The organism is Pseudomonas sp. 3296 (genome assembly GCF_031456615.1).
GTDB classification, from domain to species: domain Bacteria; phylum Pseudomonadota; class Gammaproteobacteria; order Pseudomonadales; family Pseudomonadaceae; genus Aquipseudomonas; species Aquipseudomonas mucoides.
In genome coordinates this window covers 495,711-512,384 of sequence record NZ_JAVDUY010000006.1, presented here as the reverse complement: position 1 = coordinate 512,384, position 16,674 = coordinate 495,711, and the positions used below count along the sequence as shown (strand labels likewise).

At 60.3% G+C, this 16,674-nt stretch carries 14 protein-coding genes; 10 read left to right on the top strand and 4 right to left on the bottom strand.

What is annotated here, in order from left to right; genetic code table 11:
- Positions 1 to 205: 205 nt before the first annotated feature.
- The 4 genes from speA to J2X66_RS18945 all read right to left on the bottom strand — a co-directional run bounded on the left by speA (position 206) and on the right by J2X66_RS18945 (position 4,532).
- A complete protein-coding gene (speA, locus tag J2X66_RS18960) occupies positions 206 to 2,119 on the bottom strand; it encodes an arginine decarboxylase (protein ID WP_310267050.1) in 1,914 nt (637 codons plus the stop codon).
- 219 nt (positions 2,120 to 2,338) lie between these two features.
- Entirely contained in the window at positions 2,339 to 2,710 is a 372-nt protein-coding gene (locus tag J2X66_RS18955) for a translation initiation factor Sui1 (protein ID WP_027921891.1), read from the bottom strand.
- Positions 2,711 to 2,903: 193 nt separating this feature from the next.
- Positions 2,904 to 3,461, bottom strand: coding sequence for an NUDIX hydrolase (locus J2X66_RS18950; RefSeq protein ID WP_310267047.1), 558 nt, complete (start codon positions 3,459 to 3,461; stop codon positions 2,904 to 2,906).
- A 3-nt stretch (positions 3,462 to 3,464) separates the two neighbouring features.
- Positions 3,465 to 4,532: a DUF2333 family protein gene (locus J2X66_RS18945; RefSeq protein WP_123435973.1), complete on the bottom strand. Its 1,068-nt coding sequence runs from the start codon at positions 4,530 to 4,532 to the stop codon at positions 3,465 to 3,467.
- A 286-nt stretch (positions 4,533 to 4,818) separates the two neighbouring features.
- Here J2X66_RS18945 and J2X66_RS18940 point away from each other — a divergent pair, with 286 nt between their 5' ends.
- From J2X66_RS18940 to fis, 10 genes are all read left to right on the top strand, one after another.
- A complete protein-coding gene (locus J2X66_RS18940; protein WP_310267044.1) occupies positions 4,819 to 6,489 on the top strand; it encodes a PleD family two-component system response regulator in 1,671 nt (556 codons plus the stop codon).
- A gap of 52 nt (positions 6,490 to 6,541) precedes the next feature.
- A complete protein-coding gene (locus J2X66_RS18935) occupies positions 6,542 to 8,488 on the top strand; it encodes a methyl-accepting chemotaxis protein (protein WP_310267042.1) in 1,947 nt (648 codons plus the stop codon).
- Between the two features lie 71 nt (positions 8,489 to 8,559).
- Entirely contained in the window at positions 8,560 to 10,311 is a 1,752-nt protein-coding gene (locus tag J2X66_RS18930) for a protein-disulfide reductase DsbD (protein ID WP_310267040.1), read from the top strand.
- A gap of 131 nt (positions 10,312 to 10,442) precedes the next feature.
- Positions 10,443 to 10,898, top strand: coding sequence for a type II 3-dehydroquinate dehydratase (gene aroQ, locus J2X66_RS18925; RefSeq protein WP_027921897.1), 456 nt, complete (start codon positions 10,443 to 10,445; stop codon positions 10,896 to 10,898).
- Positions 10,899 to 10,922: 24 nt separating this feature from the next.
- Positions 10,923 to 11,387: an acetyl-CoA carboxylase biotin carboxyl carrier protein gene (gene accB / locus J2X66_RS18920; RefSeq protein ID WP_310267038.1), complete on the top strand. Its 465-nt coding sequence runs from the start codon at positions 10,923 to 10,925 to the stop codon at positions 11,385 to 11,387.
- Positions 11,388 to 11,404: 17 nt separating this feature from the next.
- Positions 11,405 to 12,763, top strand: coding sequence for an acetyl-CoA carboxylase biotin carboxylase subunit (gene accC, locus J2X66_RS18915; RefSeq protein ID WP_310267035.1), 1,359 nt, complete (start codon positions 11,405 to 11,407; stop codon positions 12,761 to 12,763).
- Between the two features lie 200 nt (positions 12,764 to 12,963).
- On the top strand, positions 12,964 to 13,842 hold the full coding sequence (gene prmA, locus J2X66_RS18910; protein ID WP_310267033.1) for a 50S ribosomal protein L11 methyltransferase: 879 nt from the start codon (positions 12,964 to 12,966) through the stop codon (positions 13,840 to 13,842).
- Between the two features lie 30 nt (positions 13,843 to 13,872).
- A complete protein-coding gene (locus J2X66_RS18905; RefSeq protein ID WP_310267031.1) occupies positions 13,873 to 15,090 on the top strand; it encodes a DUF3426 domain-containing protein in 1,218 nt (405 codons plus the stop codon).
- Between the two features lie 185 nt (positions 15,091 to 15,275).
- Positions 15,276 to 16,286, top strand: a complete 1,011-nt coding sequence (gene dusB, locus J2X66_RS18900; protein ID WP_310267029.1) for a tRNA dihydrouridine synthase DusB — start codon at positions 15,276 to 15,278, stop codon at positions 16,284 to 16,286.
- On the top strand, positions 16,283 to 16,603 hold the full coding sequence (gene fis, locus J2X66_RS18895) for a DNA-binding transcriptional regulator Fis (protein WP_007907419.1): 321 nt from the start codon (positions 16,283 to 16,285) through the stop codon (positions 16,601 to 16,603). Before dusB ends, fis begins: the two co-directional genes overlap by 4 nt.
- Positions 16,604 to 16,674: the final 71 nt, after the last annotated feature.

The following is a 16,674-nucleotide window of genomic DNA, read 5'->3' as shown; positions in this document are numbered from 1 at the left end:
GGGATTCTCTCCGAGAGAGTTGGCCGAGTAGAGAGCTGAACTACAACTTAGGAAATGACCTACGCGAAAAGAAGACCACATCGCAGGGATAGACGTGGATGTGAGTCATTTCGCTGGAAATCAAAGACGCGTCGCACCAGGTCATCTGAAATTTCCGCAGCGTGCGGAGCATTTTCAGACAACCTGATGGGAGCGGTGCCCTACCTTACGAAGACAAGTAAGACGAACGGGTCAGGCCCAGACGCAGAGCGTCGAGGAACTGGGTGCGCTCGGCCGCGGTGATGCGGGCACTGGCGCACTTGTCGCGGTAGTGGGTCATCAGTTCTTCCGGCGACAAGTGCACATAACGCAGCATGTCTTCGATGGTGTCGTGGGTTTCGATACCCGCGTGGTACACGCTGCCGTCGGCGTTCTGGTAGATGTTCACCGAGTCGGTGTCACCGAACAGGTTGTGCATGTCGCCGAGGATTTCCTGGTAAGCGCCGACCAGGAAGATCCCCAGCAGGTAGTCTTCACCTTCGTTCAGCGCGTGCACCGGCAGGCTGGTTTCGATGCTCTGCTCGTCGACGTACTGCTTGATCTTGCCGTCGGAGTCGCAAGTCAGGTCTTGCAGCACGGCGCGGCGCAGCGGCTCTTCGTCGAGACGGTGCAGCGGCAGGATCGGCAGGACCTGGCCGATGGCCCAGGTGTCCGGCAGGCTCTGGAACACCGAGAAGTTGCAGATGTATTTGTCGGCCAGCTTGTCGTTGAGTTCGTCGAGCACCTGGCGGTGCGAACGCTGACGGGCTTTCAACGAGTTGTGCAGGCGACGGCACACGGCAAAGTAGCATTGCTCGGCCAGGGCTTTTTGCGCCAGGGTCAGCTTGCCGTCGGCATACTGGGTGGCCACGTCGCTCATGTAGTGCGTCGCGCGCCAGTAGGTTTCGGTGACCATCTCGATGTCGGTCGGACCCAGCAGGTCAACCAGCCATTGCACGGTTTCCGGCAGTTCTTCCTTGTTGTCGATCTGCGGCACGTCGTCGTTGTGTTTCTCGACGTCAGTGACCTGCACCACCAGCATGGCGTGGTGAGCGGTCAGGGAGCGCCCGCTTTCAGAGAAGATGTTCGGGTGCGGCAGGTTCTGCGCGTCGCAGAATTCCTTGAGCATCCCGACCACGACACCGGCGTAATCATCCATGTCGTAGTTGATCGAACTGGCGTTACGCGAATGCGTACCGTCGTAGTCCACGCCCAGGCCGCCGCCCACGTCGATGTGATCCACCGGCAGGCCGAGGTTGCGCAGTTCGCCGTAGTAACGAATCGCTTCCTTGAAACCGTGCTGGTAATCCGCCAGGTTGGCGATCTGCGAGCCCATGTGGAAGTGCAGCAGACGAATGCCCTGATCCAGGCCCGCGGCGCGGAAACGCTCGACCACCGACAGCAATTGCGCCGCCGACAGACCGAATTTGGATTTCTCGCCGCCGGTGTCCGCCCATTTGGACGAGGCCAGGGACGACAGACGTACGCGCAGGCCGACCTGAGGCTTGACCTTCAGCGAGGCCGCTTCTTCGATCACCAGGCCGACTTCGGATTCTTTCTCGATCACGATAAAGACGTTGTGGCCCAGCTTCTGGCCCATCAGCGCCAGACGGATGAACTCACGGTCCTTGTAACCGTTGCACACGATGGTGCCGCCCTTCGGCGCCAGCGCCAGCACGGCCAGTAGCTCAGGCTTGGAGCCCGCTTCCAGGCCGATGGAAACGTTTTGGGTGGCGATGATGTTTTCGATCACAGCTTCTTGCTGGTTCACCTTGATCGGGTACAGCGCGGTGTACTTGCTCTGGTATTCCAGGCGTTCGATGTTTGCATCGAAGGCGCCGGTCAGCTGACGCACACGGTCTTGCAGGATATCCGGGAAACGCACCAGCAATGGCAAGGACAAACCGCTTTTGCGCAGTTGGTCGACTTGCTCGAACAGATCAATAGGCGAACTGGTCGGACCGTTCGGACGAACTTCGACGCGACCGGCGTCATTGATCGCGAAATACCCGGCCCCCCAATGGCGAATCCCGTAAACACTGCGGCTGTCCGCAACTGTCCATTGGCTGCCATCGTCTTTGCGTGTGCGTCGTACGGACATTGAAGTCCCCTATAAAGAAGTCATAGAGCGTCGCCTGGGTTCAGGCCGGCGCAGTCTAAAGAATGAAAATGACGATTAGCCTGCATGTAAGGGCGATAGACCTCACATTCAGGTTTGAGTTTAGAAACCGGTCAGAACAGGCTCTGTGAAAACCATGTAGACGACGCCAGACCCGTTGTCAGGACTGGATCAAGCCGAGGGTGGTTTTCACAGAGGCTGCTAGCCGCCGGACTTCTTCGCTTTGAAACCGAGTTTGATCAGCTCGCCCAAGAGTAGCTCGACATGATCGCCCTGGATTTCAATGATCCCGTCTTTCAACGCTCCGCCTGTGCCACAACGTTTCTTCAACGTGGTGGCCAGTTCCTTGAGCGCATCTTCGGCCAACGGCACGCCGGTGATGGTGGTCACCGTCTTGCCGCCACGGCCCTTGCTTTCGCGACGCACGCGAGCGATGCCGTCGCCGGCCGGAATAACGGTCTGCTTGCAGATACAGGCGTCCACCGGTTTACTGCAATCCGGGCAATGACGACCTGCGTCGGTGGAAAATACCAGGCCACCAAGGGCGGCGAAGGATGCGGCTTTTTTGGCCACCGGCAATCCTCTTGGGAGGACAAAGACTGGTCGCGGCAACCTGGGCAGGTGCCATCGACCGCGAAGCCCCACTCAGGCAGGGGCAGCGCTACCGAACCGGACGACTCTACAAAAAGCAGTACCGGTTCAGTTTGAAAAGGTCGCGCAGTGTAACGGCAAAAAGCCGACTTGCTAAGAGCCAATCGGCGCCAATTTATACCTTCTTTGCGACGTCGGTTTGTCGGGCCTTCAGATAACGCCGTAAAGCTGCCAGAGAGTCCGGGCAATAAGGCTTTTGCTGGATTTCCAGCATGACCTGATCGATGGGCATAAAGCACGCTTCAAGCACCTCTTCGGGCTGCAGAATCAACGGCCCGTCCCAGACCGCCGAAAACGCCGAACACCAGAGCCGGTTGCCGGTGTCTTCAAAGAAGAAGTGGTCGTGGACGGTCAGTTCCACACCGCTCACGCCCAGCTCTTCTTCCAGCTCGCGGGCGGCTGACTCGGCGTAGGTTTCGCTGGCGAGCACCATGCCCCCTGCTGCCACATCCCAGTATCCCGGATAAATGGCCTTGCTCAAGGTTCGGCGGTGCACACAGAGATCACCGGCCGAATTGAACAGCATGATGTAGGTGCCGCGCCCGATCAGCCCACGCTCGCGCAAGTCGGAACGGACCAGGGCGCCAAGCAGGTTGTCCTGCTCGTCGACCCAGGCTATCTGTTCGGCATCCGAGGCCGCACGATGGGCGGCCTCTTTGGCGTTATCAACCATGACTCAGCCTTGATTGAGCAATTGACGCAGATCGATCACTGCGGCGTTAGCCCGGGAAATGTAGTTGGCCATGACCAGCGAGTGGTTGGCCAGCACACCGAAGCCGCTGCCGTTGAGGATCATCGGGCTCCAGACCGGTTCTTGTGATGCTTCCAGCTCACGAATGATCTGGCGCACGCTGACCGTGGCGTTTTTCTTGGCCAATACGTCGGCAAAATCGACTTCGATGGCGCGCAGCAGGTGAGACAGTGCCCAGGCCTGACCGCGAGCCTCGTAGAACACGTTGTCGATCTGCATCCACGGCGTTTCGACGATTTCTTCGTCAACCTGTGGCACTTGCCCTGGCGCGAGGACTTCGGTTTTCAGCGAAGTGTTGAGTTTGACCCGGCCGACGCTGGCCGACAGGCGTTGCGACAGCGAACCCAGGCGGGTGCCAACGTCACCGAGCCAGTTGTTCAGGTTGTCGGCACGAGCATAGAACAGGGCGCTTTTCTGGTTAGGATCGGACAACCGCGCCTGATAGCGGCTCAGGGAATTGATGCCTTCCTGATACTCGGACTCACTGGAAGGCAGCACCCAGCTCTTGTTGTCGAAGTTGAAACGCGGTTCGGCCTTGGCCAGGTCGGCGTCTTCGGCCGACTGCGACTGGGAGCGGGCGAAATCTTTACGCAGTGCACGGCTCAGGTCGCGGACCTGGACCAGCACGCCATATTCCCAGCTCGGCATGTTGTCCATCCATAGACCCGGCGGGAAACGGTCGTTGGAAATATAGCCACCCGGTTTGGTCAGCAAGGTACCGGCGACGGTCTTGAGGGTTTCCACCGTGGTGTACCCGACGACCATCTGCTTGCCTTCTTTCTCGGCAGCGATCTGGGCATTTTGCTGGACCGGGAACAGCGCGGGCTCCTCGCTCCAATACCAACCCAGGGCAATCGCCACCAGCAGGTAAAGGCCGATCAAGGTGGCCAGCGCCCGGCTGAACAGCAGGCCGCCGATATAACTGCGGGTGGCCGACTTCGGTTCAGCGGCACGTTCAGGGGCACTGCCCGCGCGGTTCTTCCAGTCCAGCATGGCGATATCCTTTCAATCACTTGAGTTCATCGGTTCGACCACAACCCTACGCCATCGTGCCTCGTTTTGCCGCGTATTAATCGGCGCGCTGCTGTGAGCCAGGATTGCATCGTCGAGGCGCCACTATAAAGGAAGCACACGCCTTGAGCCTATCCGACCGACCGGTCACAAACTGAATGACGCCGCATTACAGATTATTGACGTCCGACACTCGTGCAATTGCAAAGAGGTGCTAGCATAGAGCCACCAGTCGATCTCAGCTTTTACCCTAACTAGTAGTCAGGATATGACCGAGCCAGAAGACCCCAGCCGTGAGCGCCTCAAGCACCACTTTGCCCAGCGGGTAATTCATCAGGCACGTCAAATTCTTGAGATCTGGCAGCGCCTGCAACGCAGTGAGTGGTCCATCACCGACTTATCGGAACTGAGCGAGGCCAACCTGCGCCTGTTGCGGTTTGCCGAGCGCTTCGAACAACCGGAACATACTCAACTGGCGCGCCACATCGGCCAGTCGCTGGAGGCTGTCGACGCCAATCGCGGACGCCTGAGCAGCGGGCTGATCACCGACCTCAATCGCTTGATGCAGCGCCTGTCGCGCACCGGCCTGCGGCATGGCGATCAGTACGAACAAACCTTCCTGCCGCCGTTGCGCAAGCCGATCTACGTGATGCTGCAGGATCACGACCGCGCCGAGCGCCTGGCCAAGCAACTGGAATTTTTCGGGCTCAGCGCCCAATCCCTCGACAGCGTTGCTGCATTCCGCTCCGCGATGGTCGAGCGCTTGCCCGCTGCAATCGTCATGGACGTGGACTTCAGTGGGCCCGGTATCGGCCTGAAACTGGCCGCCGAAGCCCAGGAAGGTCTCGATCATCGCCTGCCGCTGTTGTTCTTCAGCCTGCACGAAACCGACACCCCGACCCGTCTGGCCGCCGTGCGCGCCGGCGGCCAGGAGTTTCTCACCGGCACCCTGGAGGCTTCGAGCCTGCTGGAGAAAATCGAAGTCCTGACCTGCGTCGCCCAGTACGAACCTTATAAAGTGCTGATCATCGACGACTCCCGCGCCCAGGCCCTGCACACCGAGCGCCTGCTCAATAGCGCCGGGATCGTCACACGCACGTTGATCGATCCGATTCAGGCCATGGCCGAACTCTCGGACTTTCAGCCTGACCTGATCATCCTCGACATGTACATGCCGACCTGCACCGGTACGGAACTGGCCAAGGTGATCCGTCACAACGACCGTTACGTCAGCGTCCCGATCATTTACCTGTCGGCCGAAGACGATCTGGACAAGCAGCTCGACGCCATGAGCGAAGGCGGCGACGACTTCCTGACCAAACCGATCAAGCCGCGCCACCTGATCACCACCGTGCGCAACCGCGCGGCGCGGGCACGCAATCTGAAAGCCCGGATGGTCCGCGACAGCCTGACCGGTTTGTACAACCACACGCACATATTGCAATTGCTTGAAGACTGCAGCTTCCGCTCCCGCCGTGAGAACAAGCCGCTGAGCTTCGCGATGCTCGACATCGACCACTTCAAACGGGTCAACGATAGCCATGGGCATCCCATGGGCGACCGAGTGATCAAGAGCCTGGCACTGTTCCTGAAGCAACGCCTGCGCAAGACCGACTTCATCGGCCGCTATGGCGGTGAAGAGTTCGCAATCGTCATGCCTGACACCGACCTCGCATCGGCTTACGCCGTGCTGGATGAAATTCGTCAGCGCTTTGCCGAGATCCACTATCCGGCGCAGCCCCAAGACCTGTGGTGCACGTTCAGTGCCGGCGTGGTGGAGTTGTGCGAGCACTCCGACAGCCTGATGATGGCCAGCCAGGCGGACGAGGCGCTGTACCGAGCCAAGGACGCCGGACGAAATCGTGTTCAGGCGGCGCGAACGTCACAGCAAAGTGCCACTTTTTCATCAGAATCCACCGACTCGGTCATAACCCTGTAACACAAACGCAATAAATTCAGGTGCTTACCATTCTGCCGTTGGTAGACCCGCTATGCGCCTGAAGCTGCTGACCAATCTCAACACCCTCCTTTTAGTCGCCGTGTGCGTGGCCCTTGGCGCCACGCTGTGGTGGTCGCAAAAGGCCTTGGAGCGCCCCTATCTGTTGATGGAGCGTTACCTGGGGCTGTCGCAGCAATTTCAGAATGAAGTCGCGCGCAATATCGAGGACTACCTCGCCAGTGGCGATGCCCTGCGCCTGAGCAGCGCCAGCCAGGCGATTGATGTCCTGCAAAAAGAGCTCGGTGAGTTGCCACCAACGCTGGCCGACACCTTGCGCCCGAGCCTGTCGACGCTGGAGGAGTTCAGCAAAACCGACCTGTTGGCCGCCGGCAAACTCGCGGGCGACCCGCAGGCCCTGCTGCTGCAAGCCGAGCGCGAACTCGGCGCCAGTCTCGACCAGCTCAGCCAGTACGCCAGCGCTAACGCCGCCTACCTGACGCCGCTGCTCGCCGCGTCTCAACATCTGGGCAAGCTGTCGCTGGCCCGGGACAAACTGGTAAGCAGCGGTCGTAGCGAACTGGCCGCCGATGTCGAGCGCGAAGTGGCCAACATCCGTACTCAGGCAGAGTTGTTGAGCGGCTTGCCACTGCTCGGTGTAGCCGCCAAGACCGAATCCAGCACCGATGATTTCGCCTCGATGATGGGGCTGGAAAACAATGAGAAAGCCGCTGCGGAAGACGCTGGCGTGGGCCTCAAGCGCGAACTCAATAGTCTGCTGACGCGCTACCCGGCCGAGCTGTCGCGCACCCGTGATCAGATTCAGAAACGCACCGACCTCAGTGCCGCCACGCACCTGAAAATCGCCGCCGTGCAACAAGCGATTGCCGGACTCGAACCGGTGGTCCGCGCCCAGCACGGGCAGATTCAGGGCGAAGTGCGCTTGATGCAGGGTGTGATGATCGGGCTGATCCTGCTGATCGCTCTGCTCATCGATACCCTGCAACGACGCCTGGCTCGAACCCTGACCAACCTGGCGCCAGCCCTGTCCACCTGGGCCGAAGGCGACTTCAGCCGCGACATCGAGTTGGGCAATACCAATCGCGAATTGCATGACATCCAAGCGTCGCTCAATCGCTTGCGCGCTTACCTGGTGGATCTGGTCGGGACCATTCGTCTCAATGCCGAGCAGGTCGCCGGCAGCAGCCGAACCCTGGCCGACCTGAGCAACGACCTGCACAGCGGTGCCGAACACCAGGCAGGCGACACAGCACTGATTCGCGATTCCCTCGGTGAACTGGAGGCGACCATTCAACAAGTCGCCGGCGATGCCAGTCAGGCAGCGGATGCCAGTCGCCATGCCGGCCTGGCGGTCGAACACGGCCAGAAAGTCATCGGCCTGAGCCTGACCGGCCTGCATGCGCTGGTGGGTGAAGTGCAGGGCAACGCGCAGATGATCGAGCACCTGGCGGAAGAGTCGGCGACCATCGGCGGCGTGCTGACGGTGATCCGCTCGATTGCCGACCAGACCAACCTGCTGGCCCTGAACGCCGCCATCGAAGCGGCCCGCGCCGGGGAAATGGGTCGCGGGTTTGCAGTGGTGGCGGAAGAGGTCCGCTCACTGGCGCAACGCACCGCAGGCGCGACAGCAGAGATCCAGACGCTGATTGCTGGCCTGCAAACCGCCGCGCGTCAGTCGGTAGAGGGCATGCGCGCGCAGGTCGAACACGCCGAAGCCACGGCCAATCAGGCGCAGGCGGCAGATGGTGCGCTGGATAAAATCGTCGGCGCGATCCAGACCATTGCCGACACGGCCGTGCGTATCGCCGATGTCACCGCGCAACAGAGTGGCGCGGTCAGCGAGATTCGCGATCACAGTGAGCGCATCCATCAATTGGGTGGGGATAACTTGCTGCGCATTGGTGAAGGGCGTGAGCAAGGGGAGAATCTGCTAGTGCTGGGCGGACGGTTGCGTACAGCCGTTCAGGCCTTCCGCGTCTGATAGACCGTCCCGCCCTGCACACCCGCTCGCCGTCCGCTATCATGCCCCCAATTCCGATACGCGAGATTGTCATGCGCCGTTTGCTCTGCCTGCTGCTTTTAGTGCTCGCCCTGCCGGCCACCGCCACCGGGTTGCTGGACACCCGGCCCAGTTCCACCCTGGGCTCGATCAACAACAGCGCCGACTTCCTGCCGGTGCGCGAAGCCTTTCAACTGAGCCTGGTGGACAGCACGCCGCAATCGATCAAGCTGCGTTTCGTCGCCACCGAAGGCTATTACCTCTATCGCCATCGTTTCCAGTTTCGGGCTGACCCGGCCGAGGTAACGCTGGGCGCCGCCCAGTTGCCCAAGGGCGAGCAGAAGCACGACGAGTACTTTGGCGATGTCGAGGTGTACCACGGGATCATTGAGGTGGAACTGCCGCGCACCGATCAGCGCGCCTTCACGCTGGCCGTGACCTATCAGGGGTGCGCCGATAAAGGCCTGTGCTATCCGCCGGAAACCGAACGCCTGAGCATTAATGGCATCAGTGCTCCTGATCAGCCCCCGACGCAAAACTGGGGATGGCGTGAACTCGCGCTGTTTTTCCTCGCCGGCCTGGGTCTGACGTTTACGCCTTGTGTATTGCCGATGCTGCCCATTCTTTCCGGCGTGGTGTTGCGCGGTCAGGTCGGTGGTTTGCGCGGTTTCAATCTGTCTTTGGCCTACGTGCTGCCGATGGCCGCCTGCTTTGCCCTGCTGGGAGCACTGATGGGCCTGTTCGGCGCACAACTCAATCTTCAGGCTCGCTTGCAATCTGCCTGGGTGCTGGTGCCGTTCGCGACGTTTTTTGCGGTATTTGCCCTGGCCATGTTCGGCGTATTCGAACTCAAGCTGCCGCACGCCATCAGCAGTCGCCTCGATCGCATTGCCGGGCGCACGGAAGGCGGTTCGCTGTGGGGCGCCGCGGTGCTGGGCGTGGTGTCGAGCCTGCTGGTTTCGCCCTGCGTTTCGGCGCCGCTGGCCGGTGCGCTGCTGTACATCAGCGCCAGTGGCGATGCATTGGGCGGCGGTTTGAAGCTGTTCATGCTTGGCCTCGGCATGGGCGCGCCGCTGTTGCTGGTGGCTACCGGTGGCGCGGCCTGGCTGCCGAAAAGCGGGGCATGGCTGGTGTATGTGAAAAACGCGATTGGCGTGTTGTTACTGGGATTGGCGATCGGCCTGCTCAGCCGCGTACTCCCGGGCCAGATCACCTTGCTGCTGATCGGTTTGCTGGCCGGTGGTGTCGGCTTGTTCATGGGCGCGCTGGAGTTCGTCTACAAACCCCCTCGAAAACGCCTTGGCCAGTTGCTCGGGATGTTCCTGCTGTTTTACGCATTGGCCTGCTGGTTCGGGGCGTTCAGCGGACAGACCGATCCATTCAACCCCATCGGCCAATCGCGCGCGATTGCAGGTAACGCCCCTGCGCAAAACGCCGGCACCTGGCAAACCATCAACACGCCCTCAGAATTGGATCGCGTGCTCGCCGACGCTCAATCCTCCGGCACCCCGCTGCTGCTCGACTGGTACGCCGACTGGTGCATCAGCTGCAAAGTCATCGAACACGAAGTGCTCAACGACGCAAAGGTCATGGAGCGCCTGCAAGGCTATCGCCTGGTTCGTTTCGATATCACCGCCAGCAATGCCGAACAACGCGCCCTGCTCGATCGTTACAAATTGTTCGGTCCTCCGGCCCTGATGTTTTTCGGCAAGGACGGTGTTGAGCGTGCCGATGTGCGAGTGATCGGCGAGATCAACGCCAAGGACTTCGCCGAACGTGTTGCGAAGGCAAATGACCGGATTTAATCAGCCGGTCACATATTTCGCGCAAACATCGGCTATCGTGCTGGCTATTGCATAGAACTGGACAGTCACAAAGGCTTTGCGGCATAGTCGCCGGGTTCTGACACTTGCACACAGATAACAAGGAACAGCAGATGGCGACCCTATTGGTGCTGCACGGCCCCAACCTGAACTTGCTCGGCACCCGTGAACCGGGCACCTATGGCGCTACGACACTGGCGCAGATCAACCAGGACCTGGAACGCCGCGCCCGTGAAGCCGGCCATCATCTGCTGCACCTGCAAAGCAACGCCGAGTACGAATTGATCGACCGCATTCACGCCGCTCGTGGCGAGGGTGTGGACTTCATTCTGATCAATCCAGCAGCTTTTACACACACAAGTGTCGCATTACGTGACGCGCTGCTGGCGGTGAGCATCCCATTCATCGAAGTGCATTTGTCTAACGTGCACAAACGCGAACCTTTCCGCCATCACTCTTACTTCTCCGACGTAGCGGTGGGAGTGATCTGCGGCCTTGGCGCCAGCGGTTATCGACTGGCCCTGGAGGCCGCCCTGGAACAGCTTGAACCACAAGCTATACGCCCCTGACCGACCCTTGGGAGTTGATGATTCATGGATATCCGTAAAGTTAAGAAACTGATCGAACTGCTGGAAGAGTCCGGCATCGACGAGCTCGAGATCAAGGAAGGCGAAGAGTCCGTACGTATCAGCCGTCACAGCAAGACGCCGGCTCAGCAATACTACGCACCTGCTCCAATGCAGCACGCTCCGGCACCTGCGCCTGTTGCTGCTGCTCCGGCTGCCGCCGCTGCACCTGCTGCACCGTCCGCACCTGCCCTGAACGGCACCGTTGCCCGTTCGCCGATGGTCGGCACCTTCTATCGCAAATCTTCGCCATCCTCGCCTTCGTTTGTTGAAGTTGGCCAGACCGTGAAGAAAGGCGACACCCTGTGCATCGTCGAAGCCATGAAGATGATGAACCACATCGAAGCTGAAACCAGCGGTGTGATTGAATCCATCCTCGTCGAAGACGGCCAGCCGGTTGAGTACGACCAACCGCTGTTCACCATCGTTTGAACCGCGGAGAAACTTTGATGACTGCGAAGTTGGAAAAAGTTCTGATCGCCAACCGCGGTGAGATTGCCCTGCGGATCCTGCGTGCCTGCAAAGAGATGGGCATCAAGACTGTCGCCGTTTACTCCAAGGCTGACAAAGAGCTGATGCACCTGGGCCTGGCAGACGAATCCGTCTGCATTGGTCCGGCCTCGGCCGCGCACTCTTACCTGCACATCCCGGCAATCATCGCCGCAGCTGAAGTGACCGGCGCTACCGCCATTCACCCAGGCTACGGTTTCCTTGCGGAAAACGCTGATTTCGCTGAACAGGTCGAGAACTCCGGCTTCGCCTTCATTGGCCCGAAAGCCGACACCATTCGCCTGATGGGCGACAAGGTATCGGCCAAGCACGCCATGATCGCAGCGGGCGTTCCAACCGTTCCAGGTTCCGACGGCCCGCTGCCTGAAGACGAAGAAACCGCTCTGCGCATCGGTCGCGAAGTCGGTTACCCGGTGATCATCAAGGCCGCTGGCGGCGGTGGTGGTCGCGGCATGCGCGTCGTGCATAAAGAAGAAGACCTGATCTCCTCGGCGAAACTGACCCGCTCCGAAGCGGGCGCGGCGTTCGGCAACCCGATGGTCTATCTGGAAAAATTCCTGACCAACCCACGTCACGTGGAAGTTCAGGTGCTTTCCGACGGCCAGGGTCACGCCATCCATCTGGGCGACCGCGACTGCTCGCTGCAACGCCGTCACCAGAAAGTTCTCGAAGAAGCGCCGGCACCGGGCATCGACGAGAAAGCACGCCAGGAAGTCCTCGCTCGCTGCGTCAAGGCGTGCATCGACATCGGCTACCGTGGCGCCGGCACCTTCGAGTTCCTTTACGAAAACGGCCACTTCTACTTCATCGAGATGAACACTCGTGTCCAGGTAGAACACCCGGTTTCGGAAATGGTCACCGGTATCGACATCGTCAAGGAGATGCTCAGCATCGCCGCTGGCAACAAGTTGTCGTACACCCAGGAAGACGTGGTAATCCGCGGTCACGCCCTGGAATGCCGAATCAACGCCGAAGACCCGAAAACCTTCATGCCGAGCCCAGGCACGGTCAAGCATTTCCACGCACCAGGCGGCAACGGCGTTCGCGTCGATTCGCACCTGTACAGTGGTTATGCCGTTCCGCCGAACTACGATTCGTTGATCGGCAAGCTGATCACCTACGGCGCAACCCGTGACGAAGCCATGGCGCGCATGCGCAATGCGCTGGACGAAATCGTTGTCGACGGGATCAAGACCAACATCCCGCTGCACCGCGACCTGGTCCGTGATGAAGGCTTCTGCAAAGGGGGCGTGAACATTCACTACCTCGAGCACAAGCTGGCAGGCGAGAAGCACTAAGCTTCGAACCGATCAACAAAGCCGCCTTCGGGCGGCTTTGTTGTTTCTGGGTGTTTCTTATGAGCCGCGACAGCCCCCTGTAGCCGCTGGCTTCTGCGTTTGGAGCCACCCCACTCCCACAAAACCTCCGCGCTCGCGTAAACTTGCGCGCTTCTCGCAGCCCGCTAGGCTGCAATCAATATTTTTCAAAGGTGCCCGCCATGCCTTGGCTGCAAGTCCGTCTCGCCATCAGCCCAGAACAAGCCGAAACCTACGAAGACGCTTTCCTTGAAGTGGGCGCCGTGTCGGTGACCTTCATGGACGCCGAAGATCAGCCGATCTTCGAGCCAGAACTCAACACCACGCCGCTGTGGTCGCACACGCATCTGCTGGCCCTGTTCGAGGGCGGCACCGAAGCCGCCAGCGTATTGGCCCACCTTGAACTGCTGACCGGCAGCCCGCTGCCCGAGCATCACAGCGAAGTGATCGAAGACCAGGATTGGGAACGCAGCTGGATGGACGGCTTTCAGCCGATGCGTTTCGGTCAGCGCCTGTGGATCGTCCCGAGCTGGCATGCCGCGCCCGAGCCTGACGCCGTGAACCTGCTGCTGGACCCGGGCCTGGCGTTCGGCACCGGCACCCACCCGACCACCGCGCTGTGCCTTGAATGGCTCGACGGTCAGGACCTGAAAGACTGCAACGTGCTGGACTTTGGCTGCGGCTCGGGGATTCTGGCGATTGCCGCCTTGCTGCTAGGCGCCAAGGAAGCCGTCGGCACCGACATCGACGTGCAGGCCCTGGAAGCCTCTCGCGACAACGCCGGGCGCAACAACATCGACGAAGCGCTGTTCCCGCTGTACCTGCCTGAAGACCTGCCACAGGTGAAGGCCGACGTACTGGTCGCCAACATCCTCGCCGGCCCGCTGGTTTCTCTGGCACCGCAACTGTCCAGCCTGGTCAAGCCGGGTGGTCGCCTGGCGCTGTCCGGGATCCTCGCCGAACAAGGCGAAGACGTTGCCGCTGCCTATGCTAAAGACTTCGATCTGGACCCGATTGCTAATCGCGATGGCTGGGTGCGCATCACCGGCCGTCGGCGCTAGAATGAACGCCTGCATAAACCGGATCGCCGCATGACCGACAGCTTCGTCACCCAGTGCCCGCATTGCCAAACCAGCTTCCGCGTCAGCCATGCTCAGTTGAGCGTGGCACGCGGAGTGGTTCGTTGCGGCTCGTGCTTGCAAGTGTTCAACGCGGCCAAGCAGTTGCTTGAGCAACGGGCTGGCAAGGAAGCTGTCACGCCGGTTACCCCGGCCATTGTCGAGCCACCAGCGCCACGCGCGATCAGCCAAAAGCAATGGACGGCCTCCGAACTGGATCTGGACAGCCTGGACCTGGACGAAGAACTCGCCCGGCTCGAACAGCGGGAGATCCAGCCGACCAAGGAGTTTGGCCGGCACCGCGAAGACGGCCTCAGCGCCCGGCGCGACTCTGGCGAGCACGATGAAGAACAGTGGTCCGACAGCCTCTTCAGCGAACCGGCGGCCGACCGCGCCCAACCGGTAGACACCGAACAACCGGAAACAGAACCAGAACCGGACAACCACGTACGCACCGAGCCTTCGTTTTCGCTGGAACCGGTTGATCTCGATGATGAGCCCCAGGTGCCTCATCTGCGCCTGCACGACCCACTCGACGCCCCGCTCAACCACGAACGCCTGTCGGCGACCGAAGCGCTCGACGACGACCTGCCGTCGATCGAACCGCTGCGCAAACGTCGCGAGCGCAGTGAACCGGGCGTGCGCGCCGAGGTATTGCAGGACCTGACCGATGACCCACTGCAACTGGACTGGCAAAAACGTCGCTCCCCCTGGGGCCGACGCTTGTTCTGGATGCTGCTGGTCCTGCTCGGCGCTGCGGCGCTGGCCGGCCAATACATTGCATACCATTTCGATGAATTGGCCCGTCAGGACCAGTACCGCCCCTGGTTCCAGCAACTGTGCCCGCAACTCGGCTGCACGGTGCCGTCCAAAGTCGACATTGCGAAAATCAAAAGCAGCAACCTGGTGGTCCGCAGCCATCCGGAATTCAGTGGCGCGCTGGTGGTCGATGCGATCATCTACAACCGCGCGCCGTTCTCGCAGCCCTTCCCGCTGCTGGAGCTGCGCTTTGCCGACCTCAATGGCCACTTGATCGCCAGCCGTCGCTTCAAACCCGGCGAGTACCTCAACGGCGACCTCGAAGGCATGGCGGAAATGCCACCACAAACGCCGATCCACATCGCGCTGGATATTCTCGACCCGGGCGCCAAAGCGGTGAACTACAGCCTGAGCTTCCACTCGCCCGAGTGAAACGCTTCACCGCTACAAGCCTGGCGGCAGATTTCTGACTGAGACCGTCCGTACCAAACTGCTGGCAATAACAGAATAACTGTTCAGATTTTGTTCAATTCAGCCTTTATCCAGTCATCGAGAGCGGGTATCATGCCAACCCTTTTTCGAACTCTAATGATCCGGCCCCACAACAGGGAAGTCCTATGTCGGCGGTACGCATCGGTCCATACACATTGCAAAACGGCTTGATTCTCGCCCCGATGGCGGGAGTCACCGACCAACCCTTTCGTCAGCTGTGCAAGCGATTGGGTGCGGGGCTGGTGGTCTCGGAAATGGTCACCAGCGACATGAGTTTGTGGAACACCCGCAAGTCGCGGATGCGCATGATCCACGAAGGTGATCCCGAGCCACGCTCGGTCCAGATCGCCGGTGGTGATGCACAGATGCTGGCGGACGCGGCCCGGGCCAACGTCGAGCTGGGTGCGCAGATTATTGATATCAACATGGGCTGCCCGGCGAAGAAGGTCTGCAACAAGGCAGCCGGTTCTGCGTTGTTGAAGGATGAAGCACTGGTCACCGAGATCCTGCAGGCCGTCGTGGCTGCGGTTGATGTGCCGGTGACCCTGAAGATCCGTACCGGCTGGGACCGGGACAACAAGAATGGTTTGACGGTGGCGAAGATCGCCGAGCAGGCAGGCATTACGGCGTTGGCGGTCCATGGCCGCACCCGTGCCGACCTCTACACCGGTGAAGCCGAGTACGACACCATTGCCGCGATCAAGCAGGCGGTGTCAATGCCGGTCTTTGCCAACGGCGATATCGATTCGCCAGAGAAGGCCCGGTACGTGTTGGACGCGACCGGCGCCGATGGCTTGTTGGTAGGCCGGGCTGCCCAAGGGCGGCCATGGATTTTTCGCGAGATCGACCATTTCCTGCGTACCGGCGAGAAACTCCCGCCGCTTGAACTGATCGAGGTGGAACGCATTCTGCTAGAGCATCTGGCGGCCCTGCACGTCTTCTATGGCGATGTCATGGGTGTCCGGATCGCTCGAAAGCATGTGGGCTGGTATCTCGCAACCTTGCCGGGCGCCAGGGAGTTTCGCGCCCACTTCAATCGTTTGGAAGATACGGAAGCACAATGCGCCAACGTTCAGGGCTTCTTCGCCGAACGTTACAAGAGCCTGACAGGGGACGGAGAAGGGGTGGCCGCATGACGATGATGACCGAGACTTTAGTGAGTGGAACAACACCCGTGAGCGACAACGTGAATTTGAAACAGCACCTCAATACGCCCAGCGAAGAAGGTCAGACCCTTCGCGGGAGTGTCGAGAAGGCGCTGCACAATTATTTCGCCCACCTTGAGGGCGCTGCCGTCACGGATGTGTACAACCTGGTGCTCTCCGAAGTCGAGGCTCCCCTGCTCGAGTGCGTGATGAACTACGTCAAGGGCAACCAGACGAAGGCCAGCGAGCTGCTCGGACTCAACCGGGGCACGCTGCGCAAGAAACTCAAGCAGTACGATTTGCTGTAAGCATTCAATCAAACCAGAAAGGCGCCCGCGTAAAAACGGTCGCCTTTTTTGCTGACTCCTTTGCTTTTGAT